Here is a 20,657-nt window from a genome sequence, read left to right as displayed (position 1 = left end):
ATTTCAGCGCGCCGCCGCGTCGCTCCCGGCGCCGCTGTCGCCGCCCAGCGCGCGGAACAGCGCGATGCGCGTCTGCGCGAGCAACAGGCGCGTCGCGGTTTCGCTGCGCCGCGCGCTGTAGAGGCTGCGCTGCGCGTCGAGGCTGGAGAGGAAGCTGTCGACGCCGCCGCTATAGCGTGCCTCGGTCAGCGCCGCGGTGTCGGCCGTCGCTTCGCTGTTCGCCGCCGCGGCGCGGACGCGCTCGGCGATCGTGCCCTGCACCGCGAGCGCGTCGGCGACATCGCGGAACGCGGTCTGGATCGCGCCTTCATAGCTGGAAAGCGCCGCGTCGCGCTGCGCCTCGCTCACCGCGACGCCGGCGCGGCGGCCGCCGAAATCGAAGATCGACGCGCTCGCATCGGCACCCGCCGACCAGTTGAAGGCGCCGCCGTCGAACAGGCCCGACAGCGCGTCGCTCGCGAAACCGACGAGGCCCGTCAGCGAGATCGCCGGAAACAGCCGCGCGCGTGCCGCGCCGATGTCGGCATTGGCGGCGCGCAGCCGATATTCGGCCTCGATCACATCGGGACGGCGCAGCAGGATTTCGGAGCGGACCCCGGCGGGGGGCGCGGCGATTCCGGCGCTGGCCTCGGCAAGGGTCGCGGGCAGCAGCGCACGGTCGACCTCGCCGCCGACGAGCAGCCGGATCGCATTCTCGTCCTGCGCCAGCGCCGTCTTCTGCTGGGCGATCGAATCCTCCGCGGTCGCCAGTATCTGTTCGGCCTGGCGCAGGTCGGTGCGCGGCGCGATGCCGCCGTCGAGCCGGGCCCTGGTCAGCCGCACCGCCTCGCGCGCGTTGGCAGCGGTGTCCTCGGCGATGGCCAGCAGGTCGCGGTCGGCGCCATAGGCGGCCCAGGCGCCCGCGAGGTCGGCGATCAGCGCGAGGCGCACCGTGCGCGATGCCGCCTCGGTCGCCAGCGCGCGGTTGCGGTCGGCTTCGGTCGCATTGGCGAGACGGCCGAACAGGTCGAGCTCGAAACCGGTGATCCCGCCCTGCACGGCGAAATCGCCGCTGCCCCCGCCGGCGCCGCGATCGGCATAGCCGGCCCCGGCGCTTGCGCCGATCGCGGGAAATTGCGCCGCGCGCGTCACGCGCACCTGCGCCCGCGCCGCGGCGACATTGGCATAGGCGGTGCGCAGGTCGCGATTGGCCGCCAGCGCCTGCTCGACGAGCGTCTGCAGCCGCGGGTCGGTGAAGATCTGCGTATAGGACAGGATCGGCAGCGCCGCCTCGCTGTGGGCCAGATAGGCGTCGCCCACCGGCCAGCTTTGCGGCACCGGCGGCGTCGGCAGCACCGTCTGCGGCGCGAGCGAACAGCCCGCGAGCAACAACGGCAATGCGGCGAGAGCGAGCGGCGCGCGCCTCATGCCGCTGCCTCCCGCCCGGCGCCGCGTTTGCCGAAACGGGCGCGCAGCGCCGCGAACCCGTCGCGCACCCCGCGCCGCACGAGGACGAAGAACAGCGGGATGAAGAAGATGGCGAGGAAAGCGGCGGTCATCATGCCGCCGATCACCGCGGTGCCGATGGCGACGCGGCTGTTCGCGCCCGCGCCGGTCGCGAGCGCCAGCGGCAGCACGCCGAAGATGAAGGCGAAGCTCGTCATCAGGATCGGACGCAGACGGATGCGCGCCGCCTCGACCGCCGCCTCGATCACGCGCTTGCCCTTCTTTTCCTCCTGCTCGGCGAACTCGATCATCAGGATCGCGTTCTTCGCCGCGAGCCCCATCGTCGTCAGCAGGCCGATCTGCAGATAGACGTCGTTCTGCAGCCCGCGCAGCGACACCGCGAACACCGAACCGACGAGCCCGAGCGGGATGACCAGCAGCACCGCGAGCGGGATCGACCAGCTTTCGTAGAGCGCCGCGAGGCAGAGGAAGACGACGAGCAGCGACAGCGCGTAGAGCAGCGGCGCCTGCCCCGACGACAGCCGCTCCTGATAGGAGGCGCCCGCCCAGGCGACGCTAGTGCCTGGAATCTCGGCCGCCATCCGCTCCATCTCGTTCATCGCTTCGCCCGAACTGGTGCCGGGGGCCGGCTGGCCCGAGATTTCGAAGGCGGAGACGCCCTGGAAGCGCGAGGTGCTGCTCGGCGTCGTCGACCAGCCGATGTCGGCAAAGGCGGAGAAGGGTGCCATCTGCCCGTTCGACGAGCGGACATACCATTGGCCGATATCCTCGGGCCGCGCGCGATAGGGGGCGTCGCCCTGAACATAGACGCGCTTGACGCGCCCCTTGTCGATGAAGTCGTTGACGTAGCGCCCGCCCCACGCGGTCGCGAGCGTGCTGTTGACGTCGCTGTTCGACAGACCATAGGCGGTAAGCCGCTGCGTATCGATGTCGATCTTCAGCGTCGCGACGTCGGGAAGGTCGCTGAGGCGCACCGATTGCAGCTTCGCATTGGCGTTCGCCATCGTGAGCAGCCGGTCGCGCGCCGCGGCGAATTGTTCGTGGGTCATCCCGCCGCGATTCTGCAATTCCATCGTGAAGCCCGACGTGTCGCCCAGCCCGCGCACTGCGCCGGGAACGAGCGCGAACACCTGCGCATCGCGCAGGCCCGACAGCGCCTTGCGCGCGCGCTGGGCGATCGCGTCGGCGCTGTTCTCCTTGCCCGGCCGGTCGTCCCAATGGACGAGGTTGACGAAGCCCTGGCCGGTATTCTGCCCCGACGCACCGCCCCCGCCGCCGCCGGCGATCAGGAAGGCCGACTGCACATTCGCCTTCTCCTCCGTCAGCAGATAGCGCTCGATCTGGTCGCGCACCTCCAGCGTCCGCGCCTGGGTCGCGCCCGCGGGCAGGCGGAACTGGATCGAGACGCGGCCCTGATCCTCGTTGGGCAGGAAGCCGCCCGGCAGCCGCACGAACATCGCCGCGAGCAGGACGAGGAGCAGCGCATAGATGGCGAGGAACAGCCACTTGCGGTCGACCACGGTGGTGACATTGCCGACATAGCGGTCGACCGTGCGGTCGAAGCGCGTGTTGAAACCGTCGCGGGCGCGGATCATCGCGGCATGCAGGCGCGGGAAGCGATGCGGCCGCTCGCCGCCGTGCGTGCGGGGCTTGAGCAGCGTCGAGGTCAGCGCCGGGCTCAGGATCAGCGCGACGAGCACCGACAGCGCCATGGCCGAGACGATGGTGACCGAGAATTGGCGATAGATGACGCCGGTCGAGCCGCCGAAGAAGGCCATCGGCAGGAACACCGCCGACAGCACGAGCGCGATCGCGATCAGTGCGACCTGCAATTCCTTCATCGACTGGATCGTCGCCTCGCGCGCCGACATGCCGGGATTCTCTTCCATCAATCGCTCGACATTCTCGACGACGACGATCGCGTCGTCGACGAGCAGCCCGATCGCGAGGGTCAGCCCGAACAGCGTCAGCGTGTTGATACTGAAACCCAATATGTAGAAGACGGCGAAGGTGCCGAGCAACACGACGGGCACCGCGATCGCCGGGATCAGCACCGCGCGCCAGCTTTGCAGGAAGACGAACATGACGAGGACGACGAGCAGGATCGCCTCGAACAGCGACTTCTGCACTTCCTTGACCGACAGCTTGATGAAGGCGGTCGAATCGTTGGTGTAGCCGTAGGTGAGGCCGTCGGGGAAGTCGGCAGCCAGTTCCTCCATCCGCGTCTTGACGCGGTCGGCGGTTTCGAGCGCGTCGGCCCCCGGCGACAGCGAGATCGACATGCCCGCGCCCGGGTGTCCGTTGATCCGGCTGATCGTCGTATAGCTTTCGGCGCCGATCTCGACCCGCGCGACATCCTTGATCCGCACCGTCGCTCCGTCGGGGAGCGTCTTGAGGACGAGGGCCTCGAACTCTTCGGGGGTCTGCAATCGCGACTGGGCGGTGACGGTCGCGTTGAGCATCTGGCCCTGTGGCGCGGGCAGGCCGCCGACGTCGCCTGCCGCGATCTCGCTGTTCTGGGCGCTGATCGCGTTGATCACGTCGCTTGGCATCAGCGACACCGCGGCGAGCCGCTGCGGGTTCAGCCAGATGCGCATCGCGTGCGGGGCGCCATAGACATTGACGTCGCCGACGCCCTCGACGCGCGACAGCGGGTCCTGGATGTTCGACGCCATATAGTCGGACACGTCCTGGTTCGACCGCGTGTTGGTCTCGTCATAGACGCCGACGAGCAGCAGCGAGTCCGAATTGGACTTGGTGACGCGCACCCCCTGCTGCTGCACCTGCTGCGGCAGGCGGGAAACGGCGGTCTGAATCTTGTTCTGGACCTGGACCTGCGCGATGTCGGGGTCCGTGCCCTTGGCGAAGATGGCGGTGATGCTCGCCTGCCCGCGCGAACTCGACTGCGAGCTGAAATAGAGCAGGCCGTCGATCCCGGTCAGCTGCTGTTCGAGGACCTGCGTGACGCTGTTCTCGATCGTTTCGGCCGACGCGCCCGGATAGGAGGCGCGGATATTGACCTGCGTCGGTGCGATGTCGGGATATTGTTCGAGCGGCAGCGCGCGCAGCGCGCCGAGTCCGCCGAGCATGACGATGATCGCCAGCACCCAGGCAAAGATCGGCCGGTCGATGAAGAGGCGCGACATCGGCTGCTATTTTCCTTCGTTCGCATCCTTGCCCGCGGATGCCCCCACGCGTTCCGGGCTGCTGGCGGGAACCGGTTTCACCTGCGCGCCCTGCCGAAGGTTGCCGACCCCCTGCGTGATCACCCTGTCGCCCGGTTTCAGCCCGTCGGTGACGACCCAGTCGGCGCCGACGGTGCGTTCGGCGACGACCTTGCGCCGCGCCGCCTTGTCGTCCTTGCCGACGAGATAGACGAAGGCCGATCCGTCGAAGTCGCGTTGCACCGCGGTCTGCGGCACCAGCATAGCCTTCGGATCGACCGCCTGCTCGAACAGCGCGGTCACGAACATGCCGGGCAGCAGCAGCCCCTGCGGATTGGGGACGCGCGCGCGCAGCGTCACCGTGCCCGTCGCCTCGTTGACGGTGACTTCGGAGAATTGCACCGTCCCCACGATCGGATAGAGGCTGCCGTCCTCGAGCCGCAGGCGCACGGCGGTGCTGCCCGGCTGCACCCCGCCGGCGGCGAGCGAGCGGCGCAGCGCGGTCAGTTCGGCCGCCGACTGCTGGATATCGACATAGAGCGGATCGGTGCGCTGGATGACGGCGAGCGGTTCGGCCTGGTTTGCGCTGACGAGCGCGCCGGGCGTCGCCAGCGATCGGCCGATGCGGCCGCTGATCGGCGCCGCGATCGCGGTGTAGCGCAGGTTGATCCGCGCCGTGTCGAGCGCGGCGGCGGTCTGCGCCACAGCGGCGCGGGCGACGCGCGCGGCGGCGAGCGCGTCGCTGTAATCCTGCTCGGCGATCGCCTGCATCTTGGCGAGCGGTTCAAAGCGCTTCGCCTTTTCCTCCGCCGCCTGCGCATTGGCCCGCGCGCTCGCCAGATTGGCCTCGGCCTGCGCGACCGCGGCGCGATAGAGGCTCGCGTCGATCTGGAACAGCGGCTGGCCCGCGCGCACCGTCGCGCCCTCGGTGAACAGGCGCTGGCGGATCAGGCCGTTCACCTGCGGCCGCACCTCGCTCGTTTCGAAGGCGACGGTGCGCCCGCCGAGCTCGGTCGTGATCGGCACCGCCGCGGTGGTCACGACCACATAGCCGACCTGCGCGGCCTGCCCGCGCTGGCCGGCATCGTCATCCTTGTTCGCGCAGCCGGTCAGCAACAGAATCGCTGCGACCAGGGTCCCGCTCAGGGACGGCAGCCTCTTGTGGGGCATAGTCGATAAATCTCGTGTCGATCCGCGGGGAGGGAGCGGGAATTAGGGCCTATTCAACCGATTGAACCGAAGGAAGCAAGGGAAATAGCCGCCGTGCGACAATTTGCGACATTTTTGTCGTCCGATCAGGGAACGAGCAACTTCCGATGCGTCTGCACCGCGCCGTCGAGCCAGTCGATAAAGGCGCGAATCCGCGGTTGCGGCGCGATATCGCGGTGGAGCGCGAGCCAGAAACTGCGGCTGATCGTCTGGTCGGGCCGCACCCGCACCAGCGCCGCATCCTCGGCCGCCAGGAAGCAGGGAAGCACCCCCACACCCGCGCCGCTCGCGATCATCCGCCGCTGGGCGAGAATCGACGACGACCGCACGGTCGCGCGCAGCCCCGGCTCGATCTCGTCCAGATAGTCGAGTTCGGGGGCATAGAGGATGTCGGGGACATAGCCGACCACGGGCAGGCCGGCGCGCCCCAGCGGCGATTCCTCGGCCGCCGCCTGCCAGTCGGGCCGATCCGCGGGCGCATAGAGGCCGAGGCTGTAGTCGGCGAGCTTGCGCGTGATCAGCGGGCCTCTTCTGGGCCGCGCGAGCAGGATCGCCATGTCGGCCTCGCGCCGCGAGGGGTTGAGGAACCCCGACGAGGCGACGAGGTCGATCTCCAGTTCGGGGTGCGCGGCGGCGAAGCCGGCGAGGCGCGGGGCGATGAAGCTGCTGCCGAAGCCCTCCGACACGCTCAGGCGAAGGTGGCCCGACAGCGCCGCGCCGCCTTCGCTCGCCGAATCGACGCGCGAAGCCGCCGCCGCCATCGCCTCGGCATGCGGGACGAGCGCGCGGCCCGCGGCGGTCAGCGCGAATCCCGTCGGCGCGCGCTCGAACAGCGTCTGCTGCAACGCGCGTTCGAGCGCGCTGACCCGCCGGCTCACCGTCGTCGCGTCGACCTGCAGCGCCTGTCCGGCACGCGCCAGCGTGCCGTGCCGCGCGACCATCAGGAAATATTGCAGCCCATCCCAGTCCATATTCCTGCAGATATGCAGGATTAAACTGCAAGTCTATCCCTTGCAATCGGCCCGCCGTTGGTCTGTGGCGAAAGGCAAGGACAGACGGGAGACTTGACCATGCGACAGATCGACCATCATATCGTCGGCGGTGCCGGCGGCGGCTCGCGCCACAGCGACATCTTCGACCCCAACAACGGCGGCGTGCAGGCCGCGGTCGCGCTCGGCGACGCCGCGCTGCTCGACCGCGTCGTCGCCGCCGCAAAGGCGGCGCAACCCGCTTGGGCGGCGGTCAATCCGCAGCGCCGCGCGCGCGTGATGTTCGATTACAAGCGGATCGTCGAATCCCATCTCGACGAACTGGCCGAACTGCTGGCGAGCGAGCATGGCAAGGTGGTCGCCGACGCGCGCGGCGACGTGCGGCGCGGGCTCGACGTTATCGAATTCTGCTGCGGCATCCCGCATGTGCTGAAGGGCGAATATACGCAGGGCGCGGGCCCCGGCATCGACGTCTATTCGATGCGTCAGCCGATCGGCATCGGCGCGGGCATCACGCCGTTCAACTTCCCGGCGATGATCCCGATGTGGATGTTCGGCCCGGCGATCGCGACCGGCAACGCCTTCATCCTCAAGCCCAGCGAGCGCGATCCGAGCGTGCCGGTGCGCCTCGGCGAGCTGATGCTCGAGGCGGGGCTGCCCGAGGGCATCCTTCAGGTCGTCCACGGTGACAAGGAGATGGTCGACGCGATCCTCGATCATCCCGACATCGGCGCGGTCAGCTTCGTCGGTTCGTCGGACATCGCCCATTATGTCTACAATCGCGGCGTGTCGAACGGCAAGCGCGTGCAGGCAATGGGCGGGGCGAAGAACCACGGCATCGTCATGCCCGACGCCGATCTCGACCAGGTGGTGAACGACCTGACCGGCGCCGCCTTCGGCTCGGCGGGCGAGCGCTGCATGGCGCTGCCGGTCGTCGTGCCGGTGGGCGAGGACACCGCGAACCGGCTGCGCGCCAAGCTGATCCCCGCGATCGAGGCGCTGCGCGTCGGCGTGTCGACCGATGCCGAAGCGCATTACGGCCCCGTCGTCTCGGCCGCGCACAAGGAAAAGGTCGAAGGCTGGATCCAGAAATGCGCCGACGAGGGCGCCGAACTCGTCATCGACGGCCGCGGCTTCACGCTGCAGGGGCATGAGGACGGCTTCTTCGTCGGTCCGACGCTGTTCGACCATGTCACCCCCGACATGGAAAGCTATCGCGAAGAGATTTTCGGCCCGGTGCTCCAGATCGTCCGCGCCCCCGATTTCGAGAGTGCGCTCGACCTGCCCTCGAAGCACCAATACGGCAACGGCGTCGCCATCTTCACCCGCAACGGCCACGCCGCGCGCGAATTCGCGCAGCGCGTCAACGTTGGCATGGTCGGCATCAACGTGCCGATCCCGGTGCCCGTCGCCTATCACACCTTCGGCGGCTGGAAGCGCTCGGCGTTCGGCGACACCAACCAGCACGGCATGGAGGGCGTCAAATTCTGGACCAAGGTCAAGACGGTCACCGCGCGCTGGCCCGACGGCGGCGGCGACGGATCGAACGCCTTCGTCATCCCGACGATGGGCTGACGACGGCCACGCCGATGAAACCGGACCCGGCCGCCGGGCATTTCTCCTGCGAAGGAGAAAGACGATGAGACTTGGAAACGGCAGCGCCTCCTCGACGGGGCTGGGCTTGATGGCGGCCACGCTGCTGCTTGCCGCGTGCAGCGGCGGCAACGACGAGCAGCCGCCGGCCGAGACCGCCGAAAAGGCGGCGCCGGCACCCGTTGCCCCGGCTCCGTCCGCCCCGGCCGAACCCATGCCCGCCGACGCCGACCTCACCTATGCGGCCGACCCGGCGCTGGCGCCCCCCGCCGCTCCTGAGGCGGGCATCGGCAGCGGTGCCAAGGCGATTCCCGCCGCGATCCAGGGTCGCTGGGCGCTCGATGCCGGGGATTGCGCCGCGCGCGCCGGTACCGATCTCACCGCGCTGGTCATCGACGCAAAGACGCTGCGCTTCTTCGAATCGGCCGGCGATCTCGCCCGCGTGCGCGAGCGGAGCGCGAACCGCATCGTCGCCGATTACAAGTTCAGCGGCGAAGGCGAGCAATGGGACCGGCTGATGCTGCTGGCGCTCGCCGACGGCGGCAAGACGCTGGTGCGCCGCGACTACGGCGAGGGTGCGGCGCCCGAGCCGATGCGCTATAGGCGTTGTACGCCCTGACCGGGGAAGAGAGAAGGGGAACAGAGACATGGATATTCGTTGGATCGCCGCCGCCCTCGCCCTGCCGCTCGCCGCCTGCGCGAGCGCCGATGGACCTGCCGAATCGACGCCGCCGCCCGCCGCGATGACCTGCAACGCCGATGCGGGGCAAGGCTTCGTCGGCCAGACCGCGGCGCCCGACCTCGGCGCCGCGGTGCTGAAGGCGACCGGCGCGCGCACGCTGCGTTGGGGCCCGCCGCGTTCGGCGATGACGATGGATTACCGGCAGGATCGGGTGAATGTGATGTACGATGACGCCTACAAGATCACGCAGGTCACCTGTGGCTGACGCTGCCCGTCGCAGCCACGGCTCCGTCTCGTTCTGTGAGCCCCTCGATGGCTAGGCAGGGGCGTGCGCGTCGAGTCCGAGGCGATCGTGGGCGCCCTCTCGTCAGCATGACGGGGAGGGAGCAGAATGCGCGAGCGGAACCCGTGCGTCTATATCATGGCAAGCGGTCGCCACGGCACGATCTACATCGGCGCCACGTCCGATTTGATGGCTCGCGTCTATCAGCATCGCGAAGGGCTGATCGACGGCTCCACGAAACGCTATGGCGTGAAGCGGCTGGTCTTTTACGAGATGCACGAAACGATGGACGCGGCGATTGTGCGGGAAAAACGGCTTAAGGCATGGAAACGCGACTGGAAGATCGCCCTGATCGAGACGGACAATCCTTTTTGGGAGGATTTGGCCATTCACCTTGGCTTCCCGCCGCCGACCTAGTTCCGAATGGATGCTGACTTTCGTCGGCATGACGTAGAGACGAGTGATGATGACCGACCAGTTCCAGCTTACCGACGACCAGCTTGCCATTCAGGACATGGCGCGCAAGTTCACCGCCGATGCGATCACGCCCTTTGCGGCCGAATGGGACGAGCGGGGCCATTTCCCGCGCGACGTCATCAAGGCGGCGGCGGAGCTCGGCTTCGCCGCCATCTATGTCGGCGAGGAATCGGGCGGCATCGGCCTCGGCCGGCTCGAGGCGGCGCTGATCATGGAGGCGATGGCCTATGGCTGCCCCGCGACCAGCGCCTTCGTCTCGATCCACAATATGGCGAGCTGGATGATCGACAGTTTCGGCAGCGCCGAAGTCAAGGCGAAATATCTGCCCGACCTCGTCACCATGGATCGGATGGCGAGCTATTGCCTGACCGAGCCCGGCTCGGGGTCCGACGCCGCGGCGCTCAAGACCACCGCGAGGCTCGAAGGCGATCATTATGTCGTCAACGGCACCAAGCAGTTCATCTCGGGCGCCGGGGTCAACGACATCTATGTGACGATGGTGCGCACCGGCGCGCCGGGGCCGAAGGGCATTTCGTGCCTCGTCATCGAAAAGGACATGCCCGGCGTCAGCTTCGGCGCCAAGGAGCGCAAGCTCGGCTGGAACGCATCGCCGACCGCGCAGGTGATCCTCGACAATGTGAAGGTGCCGGTCGAAAACCGCGTCGGGGCGGAAGGCGACGGCTTCCGCTTCGCGATGGCGGGGCTCGACGGCGGGCGGCTCAACATCGGCGCCTGTTCGCTCGGCGGGGCGCAGCGCTGCCTCGACGAGGCGATCGGCTACACGAAGGATCGCCAGCAGTTCGGCCAGCCGATCGCCGATTTCCAGAACACCCAGTTCACGCTCGCCGACATGGCGACCGACCTCGAAGCCGCGCGCGCGCTGCTCTATCTCGCCGCGGCGAAGGTCACCGCGAACGCCCCCGACAAGTCGCGCTTCTCGGCGATGGCGAAGCGGCTCGCGACCGACAACGGCAGCGCCGTCGTCGACCGCGCGCTCCAGCTTTTCGGGGGTTACGGCTATCTGAAGGACTATCCGATCGAGCGCTTCTGGCGCGACCTGCGCGTTCATTCGATCCTCGAAGGGACGAATCAGGTGATGCGGATGATCGTGGGAAGGGACCTGCTGCGCCAATGACCGAAGATGTATTGATCGGTGTCGAGGGCCGCGTCGGCCGCATCGCGCTGAACCGCCCGAAGGCGATCCACGCGCTCAACCTGCCGATGTGTCAGGCGATGATCGACGCGCTGCTCGCCTGGCGCGACGATGCCGCGATCGAGGCCGTCGTCATCGACCATAGCGAGGGCCGCGGCTTCTGCGCCGGCGGCGACATCCGCATGCTCGCGGAAAGCGGGGCGAAGGACGGGCGCGAGGCGCGGGCCTTCTTCCACACCGAATATCGCCTCAACCACCTGCTCTTCACCTATGCGAAGCCCGTCGTCGCCTTCATGGACGGCATCACCATGGGCGGCGGGGTCGGCATTTCGCAGCCGGCGAAATATCGCGTCGCGACCGAACATACGCGCTTCGCGATGCCCGAGACCGGGATCGGCCTGTTCCCCGACGTCGGCGGCGGCTGGTATCTGCCGCGGCTGGAGGGGCGCGTCGGCGCCTTCCTCGCGCTCACCGGCGCGCGGCTCGACGGGGCCGAATGCCTCGCGCTCGGCCTCGCCACCCATTATCTGCCGTCGGCGAATCTCGCCGAGGCGAAGGAGCGCATCGCGCAGCACCCCGACCGCATCGGCGGCATATTGGGCGAGCTGTCGGTCACCGCTCCGCCCGCCGCGATCACCGGCCAGATCGACAAGATCAACCGGCTGTTCGCCAGCGACCGCTACGAGGATATTCTCGCCGCGCTGGAAAAGGACGGCGGCGAATGGGCGCAGAAGGAATTGGGCGCGCTGCGCACCAAGAGCCCGCAGACCTGCAAGGTCGCGCTGCGCCAGCTTCGCGAGGGCGCGGCGATGCCCGATTTTGCCGCCGAGATGCGCCAGGAATATGCGATCGGCAGCCGCGTCGTCGCAATGCACGACTTCCTCGAAGGCGTCCGCGCGCTGATCGTCGACAAGGACAACAGCCCGAAATGGGACCCGTCGACGCCCGAAGCAGTGACCGACGAATGGATCGACGCGATCTTCGCGCCTTTGCCGCCGGGTGAAGCGTGGACGCCGCTAACATAGGCTCGTCACCCCGGACTTGATCCGGGGTCCATTCAGGCCTCGCGGGGCGGAATGGATGCCGGATCAAGTCCGGCATGACGAAAAACCGGAGACAAGAATGACCTACGAAACCCTCCTCGTCGAAACGCACGGCGCCGTTACCTTGGTGACGCTCAACCGCCCGCAGGCGCTCAACGCCCTCAACTCGTCGGTGCTCGATGATCTGATCGCGGCCTTCGCCGCCTATGAGGCGGACCCGGGCCAGCGCTGCGCGGTGCTTACCGGCTCGGGCGACAAGGCCTTTGCCGCGGGTGCCGACATCAAGGAAATGGCCGACAAGCCCGCTGCCGATTTCTATCTTCAGGATTTCTTCTCGAAATGGACGAGCGACTTCGTGAAGAAGGTGAGGAAGCCGTGGATCGCCGCGGTCAACGGCTTCGCGCTGGGCGGCGGCTGCGAACTGGCGATGATGGCCGACTTCATCATCGCGTCGGAGAAGGCGAAATTCGGCCAGCCCGAGATCAAGCTCGGCGTCGCCCCCGGCATGGGCGGCTCGCAGCGGCTGACCCGCGCGGTCGGCAAGGCGAAGGCGATGGAGATGTGCCTGACCGGCCGGATGATGGATGCCGAGGAAGCCGAACGCGCGGGGCTGGTCGCGCGCGTCGTGCCGCACGAAAGCCTGATCGACGAAGCGCTCAAATCGGCCGCGCTGATCGCGTCGATGCCGCCGATGGCCGCGATGGTGAACAAGGACATGGTCAATGCCGCATTCGAGACGACGCTCGACCAGGGGCTGATCTACGAACGCCGCCTGTTCCAGATCCTCGCCGCGACCGAGGACAAGGCCGAAGGCATGGCTGCCTTTATCGAGAAGCGCGAAGGCGTGTGGAAGGGGCGGTGATCTTCTGAGCCCTCTCCCCTTCAGGGGAGAGGATATGGAGGCTTGGCGCGTAGCGCCTAGCCGGAGTTGGAGAGGGGAATGCACGCCTCCCCCTCTCCCAACCCTCTCCCCTGAAGGGGAGAGGGCTTATGGAGAATGACATGAAAATCGCCTTCATCGGACTCGGCAACATGGGCGGCGGGATGGCCGCGAACCTCGCGAAGGCGGGGCACGAGGTGCGCGCCTTCGACCTCAGCGAAGAGGCGCTCGCGCGCGCCGTCGAGGCGGGTTGCGCCCGCGCCGCGTCGGCCGCCGAGGCGGTGTCGGGTGCCGAGGCCGTGGTGACGATGCTCCCCGCGGGCCGGCATGTCGCCGGCGTCTATGAAGCCGACGTCTTCCCTAACGCCGCGCCCGGCACCCTGCTGCTCGACTGCTCGACGATCGACGTCGCGACCGCGCGGGCGAATATCGAGGCGTCGACCGCGAAGGGCCTCGTCGCGGTCGACGCGCCGGTATCGGGCGGCATCGCGGCGGCCAATGCGGGGACGCTGACCTTCATGGTCGGCGGCACCGACGAAGGCTTCGCGCGCGCGCAGCCGATCCTCGCGAAGATGGGCAAGGCAGTGATCCACGCGGGCGACGCGGGCGCGGGGCAGGCGGCGAAAATCTGCAACAACATGCTGCTCGGCGCCTCGATGATCGCGACCTGCGAAAGCCTTGCGCTCGCGCAGAAGCTCGGGCTCGATCCGCAGAAATTCTTCGACATCGCCAGCGTCTCGTCGGGGCAGTGCTGGTCGCTGACCAGCTATGCGCCGCTCCCCGGCGTCGGTCCGACGACACCCGCCGACAATGGCTACAAGGGCGGCTTTGCGGCGGCGCTGATGCTCAAGGACCTGCGCCTTGCGATGGAGGCGGCGCAAAGCGTCGACGCCGACGTTCCGATGGGCAGCCGCGCGCGCGAACTCTACGAAGCCTTCGTCGCGGCGGACAAGGACGGCCACGACTTTTCGGCGATTATCCAGACGTTGCAGGGCTCACGGTGTCCCCTTTGATGCGGGTGCCACATTCCTCGTCACCTCGGACTTAATCGGCAATTATCCCCTTTCGACAAGTAGCTGTTCCCCGGCGAAAGCCGGGGCCCATGCGAAGCAGCGCTGCGCCATCTGGGCCCCGGCTTTCGCCGGGGAACAGCTCCTTACTTGCCCGAAGGACATATGTGCCGACTTGATCCGGGATTCATTTTCCCGGCGCTGGTTTGAATGGATCCCGGATCAGGTCCGAGGTGACGATGAACGTGATGGGCCGCTCATTCCCGGCACGCGCGGTTCAATAGAAATCTGCCGTTTCGCCGCCATCGCGGCGGTCGGTGCGATGCACCTGCGTCGGCGCGTCCTTTCGGCCGGTCCGCACCTCGATCCGCCCGTTCACCCGCCGCACTTCGGCGGGGGCGAGGATACGCGCCCGCGCCACGCCGACCGCGGTCGGTTGCGGCGCCGGTGCGGCAGCCGGGGTGCTCGCGGCGAGCGACAGGGCGGCGGCGAGGAGCATGACGGTCATGCTCTACCCTGACGGCAGCGCTTGCCAGCGTTTTAACCCTGAATCGCAAGATTTCGGCAGGTCGGGGAGGGCCGCTTTGACGAAGGCGGCGCCATTTGCTCCGCATCGGGACGAATCGGAGCGCGATGCCATCGAATCGCATCGTCATCCGCGAGCGGCGACACCGCGTGGCAATCCAGAGCAGGCGCAAACCGCCCTGGATTGCTTCGCTCCGCTCGCAATGACGAAGTGGGTCAATCCAATATCATCATGCTCCAACGCCCCTCTTCCGAAGAGGAGGGTGGATTCGTGTCAAAACCCGCTTTTCGCCGCCGCCTTTTCCTTCAGCAGCGGTGCAACCTCGAAACCGTGCTTTTCCAGCGCCGCGGCGATCTTGTCGGTGCCTTCCAGCCCGGCCCAGAACATCGGGCCGCCGCGATAGACCGGCCAGCCATAGCCATAGATCCACACGACATCGATGTCGCTCGCGCGCTGCGCCTTGCCCTCGGACAGGATCAGCGCGCCCTCGTTGACCATCGGATAGAGGGTGCGCTCGACGATCTCCTGATCGCTGATCTCGCGCTTCTCGACGCCCGCCTTGGCGCGGAACTGCTCGATGATCTCGGCGACGCGCGCGCTCTCCGACGGATTGCGCTTGTCGTCATAGTCATAGAAGCCCGCCTGCTTCTTCTGGCCCCAGCGACCCTCGGCGCACAGTGCGTCGCGGATGCTCTCGATCCGGTTGGGGTCGCGGTGCCAGCCGATGTCGACGCCGGCAAGGTCGCTCATCTGGAACGGTCCCATCGGCATGCCGAAATCGACGTGCACCTTGTCGACCTGCGCCGGGGTCGCGCCTTCGAGCAGCAGCTTCTGCGCCTCGATCTGGCGCGGCGCGAGCATGCGGTTGCCGATGAAGCCGTGGCATACGCCCGCGACCACCGCGACCTTGCCGATCTTCTTGCCGATCGCCATCGCGGTCGCGAGGACGTCGTCGGCGGTCTTGTCGCCGCGCACGACCTCGAGCAGCTTCATGACGTTGGCGGGCGAAAAGAAGTGCATGCCGAGCACGTCGCCGGGGCGGCCGGTCGACGCGGCGATCTCGTTGACGTCGAGATAGCTGGTGTTCGACGCGAGGATCGCGCCGGGCTTGGCGATCTTGTCGAGCTTGCCGAAAATCTCCTTCTTGACGTCCATATTCTCATAGACCGCCTCGATGATCAGGTCGCAGTCGGCGAGCGCCTCCAGTTCGAGCGCCGGGGTGATCAGGCCCATCATCTGGTCGACCTGTTCGGGCTTGAAGCGACCTTTCGCGGCGCTCGCGTCGTAATTCTTGCGCACCACGCCCAGCCCGCGGTCGAGCGCTTCCTGCTGCATTTCGACGATCGTGCAGGGGAAGCCCTTCTGCAGGAAGTTCATCATGATGCCGCCGCCCATCGTGCCGGCGCCGATGATGCCGACCTTCTTCACGTCGCGCAGCTTGATGTCCTTGGGCAGGCCGTCGATCTTCGCGGCCTGGCGCTCGGCGAAGAAGATGTGGCGCTGCGCCGCCGACTGGCTGCCCATCATCAGCTTCATGAACTCCTGCCGCTCGAAGGCGAGCCCTTCCTCGAACGGCAGCCGCGTCGCCGCCTCGACGCACGCGAGGTTGGCATAGGGCGCCTCGAAACCGCGCCAGCGCTTGGCGTTCTTGGTCTTGAGCTGTTCGATCACACCGACGTCGCCGAACACCGCGCGCTCGCGCGTCGGGCGCGGGCCGTCGGCGATCTTCGCGCGGGCAAAGGCGATCGCGTCGGCGGCGAGGCTGTCCTCGCCCGCCAGTTCGTCGACCAGGCCCATCTCCTTCGCCTTGGGCGCGGGGACGGGATCGCCGAGCGAGGTCATCGTCGCCGCAGCCTCGACCCCGACGACGCGCGGCAGCCGCTGGGTGCCGCCCGCGCCGGGCAGCAGTCCCAGCTTGACCTCAGGCACGCCCAGCTTCGCCGACGGAACGGCGACGCGATAGTGACAGACGAGCGCGGTTTCGAGACCGCCGCCCAGCGCCGTGCCGTGGATCGCCGCGACGACGGGCTTCGACGCCGCCTCGATCATGTTGAGCACGGCGTTGAAATCGGGACCGCGCGGGGCCTTGCCGAACTCGCTGATGTCGGCGCCGGCGATGAAGGTGCCGCCGTCGCAGCGCAGCACGATCGCCTTGACGCCGTCGTCGGCGAGCGCCGCCTTGAAATTGTCCTCGAGGCCCTGGCGAACGTGCCAGGACAGCGCGTTGACGGGCGGATTGTTGACGATGATGACGGCGACGTCGCCGTCCTTCTGCATCGTGACGCTGACGGGGGTATCTTCGGACATGGGAGAACTCCTTGGTCTAATGGTCAATCGTCGATCGCGGCGTGGACGAGCGTCTTGACCTCGCGCCGCACGGGATAGGTGGAAGAGGGCATGAGCTGGGTCATGAAGACCATGCACATCTCTTCGACCGGATCGACGAAGAAACCGGTCGAGAACATGCCGCCCCAATAATAATCGCCCGCCGAGCCGGGAATGCCTGCATGCGCGGGGTCGAGCGTGACCGCGAAGCCAAGCCCGAAGCCGACCCCGGCATTCTCGTCCTCGGAAAAGATGCCGACGCTGTGCTGCGTCAGGTCGCCGCCGCCGACCAGGTGGTTCGCCGTCATCAGGTCCAGCGTCTTGCGGCTGATGATTCGCGTCCCCTCCAGCTTGCCGCCGCCGAGCAGCATCAGGCAGAAACGGTGATAGTCGTGCAGCGTCGAGGCGAGCCCACCGCCGCCCGAATGGAAGCTGCGCGCCTTGGCCCATCGGCTGCGGTCGCCGCTGTCGAACGGCTTCATCTTCTCCTTCGGGTCGAAGGCATAGCAGTCGGTCAGCCGGTGCTGCTGGTCGGCGGGCACCTGAAAGCCGGTGTCGGCCATGCCGAGCGGATCGAAGATGCGCTCCTTGAGCACCGCGGCGAAGGGCTTGCCCTCGATCCGTTCGATCACCGCGCCCAGCACGTCGGTCGCCATCGAATAGTTCCAGTGCGCGCCCGGGTCGAATTGCAGCGGAATCTTCGCCAGCCCCTCGATGAAACCGTCCATCGTGTAGTCGGCGTCGAAATCGTCGATCTTCGTCTTGCGATAGGCGGCGTCGACCGGCGTCCGCTCCTGAAAGCTGTATGTCAGCCCGGCGGTGTGGCGGAGCAGGTCGACCATCAGGATCGGTCGCGCCGGCGGCCGGGTCAGGAAGGGGACGTTGCCGCCCCCCGCGACGAACACGCCGGTGTCCCTGAACTCGGGGCAAAATTTGACCAGCGGGTCGCTCAGCGCGACCTTGCCTTCCTCGACCAGCGTCATGAAGGCGACCGAGGTGATCGGCTTGCTCATGCTGGCGATGCGAAAGATCGCATCTTCCTTCAGCGCCGATCCGGGACGGCCGTCGCCGATGCACGACAGATGCGCGATCTCGCCGCGCCGCGACACCAGCGTCGCGGCATGCGGCAGGCGGCCCGTCTCCACATATTTGGCGGATAGAAAAGCTGGAATGCGATCCAGCCGCGCCGTATCGAAACCGTGACCCATATCGTCTCCGTTCTAGTGCGAGGTCTGGCCGAGAAGCTGGCGCGTAACCGGGTGCGAGCTGGTGAGGCCGCCGTCGACCGCGATTGCTTGCCCGTTGACATAGCTCGCCTGGTCACTCGCGAGGAAGAGGGCGACGTTCGCCAGCTCCTCGGGCTGCCCTGCGCGCTTCAGCGGATTGAGCTGGCCGATCTTGTGGGTGACGCCTTTTTCCTTGGCATAGTCGAAGGTCGGCCGGGTCATTCCCGTCTCGGTCAGGCCGGGGCAGATCGCGTTGACGCGGACATTGGCGCTCGTCATCTGCTGTGCCGCGGTCTTGGCGAGGTTGATGACCCCCGCCTTCGACGCCGAATAGGCGGCCGGGCCCGCGCCCGAATTGATCCCCGCGACGCTCGCGGTCAGCACGATCGCACCGCCGCGGCCTTGGTCGACCATCGCCTTGCCGGCGTGCTTCACCATCAGCGCCGGGCCGATCAGGTTGACGCGCAGCGTCTCGGCGAAACCTTCGGGCGTGATGTCGAAGATGCCGCCCATGTCGCCGATGATCCCGGCGTTGGCGAAGACGATGTCGAGCCCGCCGTAAGTCTCCTTGGCGGCTGCGACGAGCTTCGCGACGTCGGCCTCGACCCCCGCATCGATTTCGAGCGCGACGGCCTCGCCGCCCGCATCCTTCACCGCCTGCGCCGTGTCATGCACCGCCGCCGTCTTGTCGCCGATGACCAGCTTCGCGCCCTCGGCGGCAAAGCGCAGCGCGCTCGCGCGGCCGATGCCGCTGCCCGCGCCGGTGATGATCGCGATCTTGCCGTCCAAAGCGCCCATATTCAGCCTCCGCTCGATGTGTTGCCGCCGTCGATGACGATCGTCTGGCCGGTGGTGAAGCCGCCCGCCGGGCTCGCGAGGAAGACCGCGGCGCCCGCGATCTCGTGCGGCTCGCCGATGCGGCGCAGCGGCGACCGGCGCGTCGACACCTCCAGCGTGTCGGGGCTCTCCCACAGCGCGCGGGCGAAATCGGTCTTGATCAGGCCCGGCGCGATGCAGTTCACCCGTACGCCGGCGGGCCCGAACTCGTCGGCCAGATTGCGGGCCATCTGCATGTCGGCGGCCTTCGAGATGCAATAAGCGCCGATGATCGATGATCCCTTCAGCCCGCCGATCGAGCTGATGATCGTGATCGACCCCTTGCCCGCCGCCGTCATCGCCGGGGCGCACATGTGAATCAGCCAGTGGTTCGACAGGATGTTGTTGTCGAGAATCTTGCGGAACGCATCGTCGCTGATCCCCGCCGACGGACCGTAATAGGGATTGGAGGCGGCGTTGCAGACGAGCGCGGTGACGGGGCCGAAGGCGGCCACCGTCTCGTCCACCAGATGCTGCAGGTTCTCCTTCGAGGAGATGTTCGCGGCAACGGCGATTGCGGTGCCTGCGCCGTGTTTTGCGTTGATCTTTGCGGCGACGGCGTCGCAGGCGTCCTGCTTGCGGCTCGAAATCACGACCTTTGCGCCGTGCGCGGCCATCGCCTCGGCGATCGCCTTGCCGATGCCGCGCGACGATCCGGTGATCAGCGCGACCTCGCCCTGCATGTCGAACAGATTCATGCGCCGGCCTTTCTGGCAAACTCCCACGCCCGCTGCGCGAGCGGCAGGACGCGTTCGGACATCTCCTTCGCATGGGCGGAGGAAGCGGTGCCGTCGATGACGCGCTTCTTGATCCCCTGCATGATGCCCGCGAGACGGAAGAAATTATAGGCGAAATACCAGTTCATGTCGGGCACGCTGTCGCGCCCGGTCGCCGCGCAATAGCGCTCGACCACCTCTTCGAGCTCGGGAATGCCCAGCGCCTTGCGGTCGAGGTCGGCGACGCCCGACCGGCCGCCGTTCTCGGTCACCCACGCCATGGCGACATAGGTGAAATCGGCGAGCGGATCGCCGAGCGTCGACAGTTCCCAGTCGAGCACCGCGCGCACCTGCGGCCGATCGCTGGCCCAGATCATGTTGTCGATGCGATAGTCGCCGTGGACGACGCTGGTGCGCGTCTGTTCGGGCAGCGTCGCGGGCAGCCACGCGATCAGCCGCTCCATCTCGTCCATCGTCTCGGTTTCGGACAGCCTGTACTGTTTGGTCCAGCGGTCGACCTGACGGCCGAAATAATTGCCCGGCTTGCCGAAATCGGACAGCCCCGCCGCCGCGACATCGACGCCGTGCAGCGCGGCGAGCGTGTCGATCATCGCGAAATAGGTGGCGCGGCGATTCTCCGGCGTCGATCCCGGCATCGACCCGTCCCAGATGGTGTGGCCGTCGACCATGTCCATCACATAGAACCAGCTTCCCACCACGCTTTCGTCGGTGCACAGTCCGTACTGGCGCGCGACCGGGAAGCCCATCTTGTGGAGCCCCGCCTGCACCTTGTATTCGCGGTCGACTGCGTGCGCCGAGGGGAGCAGCGGGCCGAAGGGCTTGCGGCGCAGCACATAATTGCCGGACGGCGAGGCGATCCTGTAGGTCGGATTCGACTGGCCGCCGGCGAACTTGCTCTGCGTCAGCGGTCCCTGAAAGCCTTCGACATTCGCTTCCATCCACGCCGTCAGCTTCGCCTCGTCGAGGATGTCGGCGCCCTCGGGCGCGACGGTGCCGGAGAAAAGTTTCTGTGCGTCCATTGCTGTCGTCATGCGGGCC

18 protein-coding genes are annotated in these 20,657 nt (G+C 67.5%); 8 read left to right on the top strand and 10 right to left on the bottom strand.

Annotation, left to right across the window (positions count from 1 at the left end):
- Positions 1-3: 3 nt before the first annotated feature.
- The 4 genes from SGRAN_RS20530 to SGRAN_RS20515 form a co-directional block, all read right to left on the bottom strand.
- On the bottom strand, positions 4-1,407 hold the full coding sequence (locus SGRAN_RS20530) for an efflux transporter outer membrane subunit (protein WP_067186508.1): 1,404 nt from the start codon (positions 1,405-1,407) through the stop codon (positions 4-6).
- Positions 1,404-4,592 (bottom strand): multidrug efflux RND transporter permease subunit, encoded by a 3,189-nt coding sequence (locus SGRAN_RS20525; RefSeq protein WP_067186506.1) that lies wholly within the window; start codon positions 4,590-4,592, stop codon positions 1,404-1,406. The genes SGRAN_RS20530 and SGRAN_RS20525 overlap by 4 nt, the downstream gene beginning before the upstream one ends.
- Positions 4,593-4,598: 6 nt before the next feature.
- Entirely contained in the window at positions 4,599-5,780 is a 1,182-nt protein-coding gene (locus SGRAN_RS20520; protein ID WP_067186504.1) for an efflux RND transporter periplasmic adaptor subunit, read from the bottom strand.
- A gap of 125 nt (positions 5,781-5,905) precedes the next feature.
- The gene (locus SGRAN_RS20515) at positions 5,906-6,790 is read right to left on the bottom strand and encodes a LysR family transcriptional regulator (protein WP_067186502.1); all 885 of its coding nucleotides are present in this window, start codon (positions 6,788-6,790) and stop codon (positions 5,906-5,908) included.
- 99 nt (positions 6,791-6,889) lie between these two features.
- Between SGRAN_RS20515 and SGRAN_RS20510 the strand changes: the two genes are divergently transcribed.
- The 8 genes from SGRAN_RS20510 (at position 6,890) to mmsB (ending at position 13,932) form a co-directional block, all read left to right on the top strand.
- Positions 6,890-8,383, top strand: coding sequence for a CoA-acylating methylmalonate-semialdehyde dehydrogenase (locus SGRAN_RS20510; protein WP_067186500.1), 1,494 nt, complete (start codon positions 6,890-6,892; stop codon positions 8,381-8,383).
- A 64-nt stretch (positions 8,384-8,447) separates the two neighbouring features.
- A complete protein-coding gene (locus SGRAN_RS20505) occupies positions 8,448-9,020 on the top strand; it encodes a hypothetical protein (protein ID WP_234002520.1) in 573 nt (190 codons plus the stop codon).
- A gap of 28 nt (positions 9,021-9,048) precedes the next feature.
- On the top strand, positions 9,049-9,348 hold the full coding sequence (locus tag SGRAN_RS20500; protein ID WP_067109717.1) for an I78 family peptidase inhibitor: 300 nt from the start codon (positions 9,049-9,051) through the stop codon (positions 9,346-9,348).
- Positions 9,349-9,474: 126 nt separating this feature from the next.
- Entirely contained in the window at positions 9,475-9,783 is a 309-nt protein-coding gene (locus SGRAN_RS20495) for a GIY-YIG nuclease family protein (RefSeq protein ID WP_067186498.1), read from the top strand.
- Positions 9,784-9,832: 49 nt separating this feature from the next.
- A complete protein-coding gene (locus SGRAN_RS20490; RefSeq protein ID WP_067187219.1) occupies positions 9,833-10,978 on the top strand; it encodes an acyl-CoA dehydrogenase family protein in 1,146 nt (381 codons plus the stop codon).
- Positions 10,975-12,021, top strand: a complete 1,047-nt coding sequence (locus SGRAN_RS20485) for an enoyl-CoA hydratase/isomerase family protein (protein ID WP_067186496.1) — start codon at positions 10,975-10,977, stop codon at positions 12,019-12,021. Before SGRAN_RS20490 ends, SGRAN_RS20485 begins: the two co-directional genes overlap by 4 nt.
- A 97-nt stretch (positions 12,022-12,118) precedes the next feature.
- Positions 12,119-12,901, top strand: a complete 783-nt coding sequence (locus tag SGRAN_RS20480; protein WP_067186494.1) for an enoyl-CoA hydratase-related protein — start codon at positions 12,119-12,121, stop codon at positions 12,899-12,901.
- A gap of 140 nt (positions 12,902-13,041) precedes the next feature.
- Positions 13,042-13,932 (top strand): 3-hydroxyisobutyrate dehydrogenase, encoded by an 891-nt coding sequence (gene mmsB / locus SGRAN_RS20475; RefSeq protein WP_067187217.1) that lies wholly within the window; start codon positions 13,042-13,044, stop codon positions 13,930-13,932.
- 274 nt (positions 13,933-14,206) lie between these two features.
- Here the strand turns inward: mmsB and SGRAN_RS20470 are convergent, their stop codons facing one another.
- The 6 genes from SGRAN_RS20470 to SGRAN_RS20445 form a co-directional block, all read right to left on the bottom strand.
- Positions 14,207-14,437, bottom strand: coding sequence for a hypothetical protein (locus SGRAN_RS20470; protein ID WP_067186492.1), 231 nt, complete (start codon positions 14,435-14,437; stop codon positions 14,207-14,209).
- A 291-nt stretch (positions 14,438-14,728) separates the two neighbouring features.
- The gene (locus SGRAN_RS20465) at positions 14,729-16,762 is read right to left on the bottom strand and encodes a 3-hydroxyacyl-CoA dehydrogenase NAD-binding domain-containing protein (RefSeq protein ID WP_067186491.1); all 2,034 of its coding nucleotides are present in this window, start codon (positions 16,760-16,762) and stop codon (positions 14,729-14,731) included.
- A gap of 23 nt (positions 16,763-16,785) precedes the next feature.
- The gene (locus SGRAN_RS20460; RefSeq protein ID WP_067109733.1) at positions 16,786-17,988 is read right to left on the bottom strand and encodes a serine hydrolase domain-containing protein; all 1,203 of its coding nucleotides are present in this window, start codon (positions 17,986-17,988) and stop codon (positions 16,786-16,788) included.
- Positions 17,989-18,000: 12 nt separating this feature from the next.
- Entirely contained in the window at positions 18,001-18,804 is an 804-nt protein-coding gene (locus SGRAN_RS20455) for an SDR family NAD(P)-dependent oxidoreductase (RefSeq protein WP_067186489.1), read from the bottom strand.
- Between the two features lie 2 nt (positions 18,805-18,806).
- Positions 18,807-19,580, bottom strand: a complete 774-nt coding sequence (locus SGRAN_RS20450; RefSeq protein WP_067186487.1) for an SDR family NAD(P)-dependent oxidoreductase — start codon at positions 19,578-19,580, stop codon at positions 18,807-18,809.
- The gene (locus SGRAN_RS20445) at positions 19,577-20,650 is read right to left on the bottom strand and encodes a phosphotransferase family protein (protein WP_067109741.1); all 1,074 of its coding nucleotides are present in this window, start codon (positions 20,648-20,650) and stop codon (positions 19,577-19,579) included. The genes SGRAN_RS20450 and SGRAN_RS20445 overlap by 4 nt, the downstream gene beginning before the upstream one ends.
- Positions 20,651-20,657: the final 7 nt, after the last annotated feature.

The organism is Sphingopyxis granuli (genome assembly GCF_001559015.1).
Lineage (GTDB): Bacteria > Pseudomonadota > Alphaproteobacteria > Sphingomonadales > Sphingomonadaceae > Sphingopyxis > Sphingopyxis granuli.
The sequence above is the reverse complement of the archived record's forward strand: the minus strand, read 5'-3'. Positions and strand labels throughout refer to the sequence as shown.

Coding starts and splice junctions, on each gene's coding strand:
- SGRAN_RS20530 (WP_067186508.1), bottom strand. CDS start 1,407: ATGAGGCGCGCGCCGCTCGCTCTCGCCGCATTGCCGTTGTTGCTCGCG.
- SGRAN_RS20525 (WP_067186506.1), bottom strand. CDS start 4,592: ATGTCGCGCCTCTTCATCGACCGGCCGATCTTTGCCTGGGTGCTGGCG.
- SGRAN_RS20520 (WP_067186504.1), bottom strand. CDS start 5,780: ATGCCCCACAAGAGGCTGCCGTCCCTGAGCGGGACCCTGGTCGCAGCG.
- SGRAN_RS20515 (WP_067186502.1), bottom strand. CDS start 6,790: ATGGACTGGGATGGGCTGCAATATTTCCTGATGGTCGCGCGGCACGGC.
- SGRAN_RS20510 (WP_067186500.1), top strand. CDS start 6,890: ATGCGACAGATCGACCATCATATCGTCGGCGGTGCCGGCGGCGGCTCG.
- SGRAN_RS20505 (WP_234002520.1), top strand. CDS start 8,448: ATGAGACTTGGAAACGGCAGCGCCTCCTCGACGGGGCTGGGCTTGATG.
- SGRAN_RS20500 (WP_067109717.1), top strand. CDS start 9,049: ATGGATATTCGTTGGATCGCCGCCGCCCTCGCCCTGCCGCTCGCCGCC.
- SGRAN_RS20495 (WP_067186498.1), top strand. CDS start 9,475: ATGCGCGAGCGGAACCCGTGCGTCTATATCATGGCAAGCGGTCGCCAC.
- SGRAN_RS20490 (WP_067187219.1), top strand. CDS start 9,833: ATGACCGACCAGTTCCAGCTTACCGACGACCAGCTTGCCATTCAGGAC.
- SGRAN_RS20485 (WP_067186496.1), top strand. CDS start 10,975: ATGACCGAAGATGTATTGATCGGTGTCGAGGGCCGCGTCGGCCGCATC.
- SGRAN_RS20480 (WP_067186494.1), top strand. CDS start 12,119: ATGACCTACGAAACCCTCCTCGTCGAAACGCACGGCGCCGTTACCTTG.
- mmsB (WP_067187217.1), top strand. CDS start 13,042: ATGAAAATCGCCTTCATCGGACTCGGCAACATGGGCGGCGGGATGGCC.
- SGRAN_RS20470 (WP_067186492.1), bottom strand. CDS start 14,437: ATGACCGTCATGCTCCTCGCCGCCGCCCTGTCGCTCGCCGCGAGCACC.
- SGRAN_RS20465 (WP_067186491.1), bottom strand. CDS start 16,762: ATGTCCGAAGATACCCCCGTCAGCGTCACGATGCAGAAGGACGGCGAC.
- SGRAN_RS20460 (WP_067109733.1), bottom strand. CDS start 17,988: ATGGGTCACGGTTTCGATACGGCGCGGCTGGATCGCATTCCAGCTTTT.
- SGRAN_RS20455 (WP_067186489.1), bottom strand. CDS start 18,804: ATGGGCGCTTTGGACGGCAAGATCGCGATCATCACCGGCGCGGGCAGC.
- SGRAN_RS20450 (WP_067186487.1), bottom strand. CDS start 19,580: ATGAATCTGTTCGACATGCAGGGCGAGGTCGCGCTGATCACCGGATCG.
- SGRAN_RS20445 (WP_067109741.1), bottom strand. CDS start 20,650: ATGACGACAGCAATGGACGCACAGAAACTTTTCTCCGGCACCGTCGCG.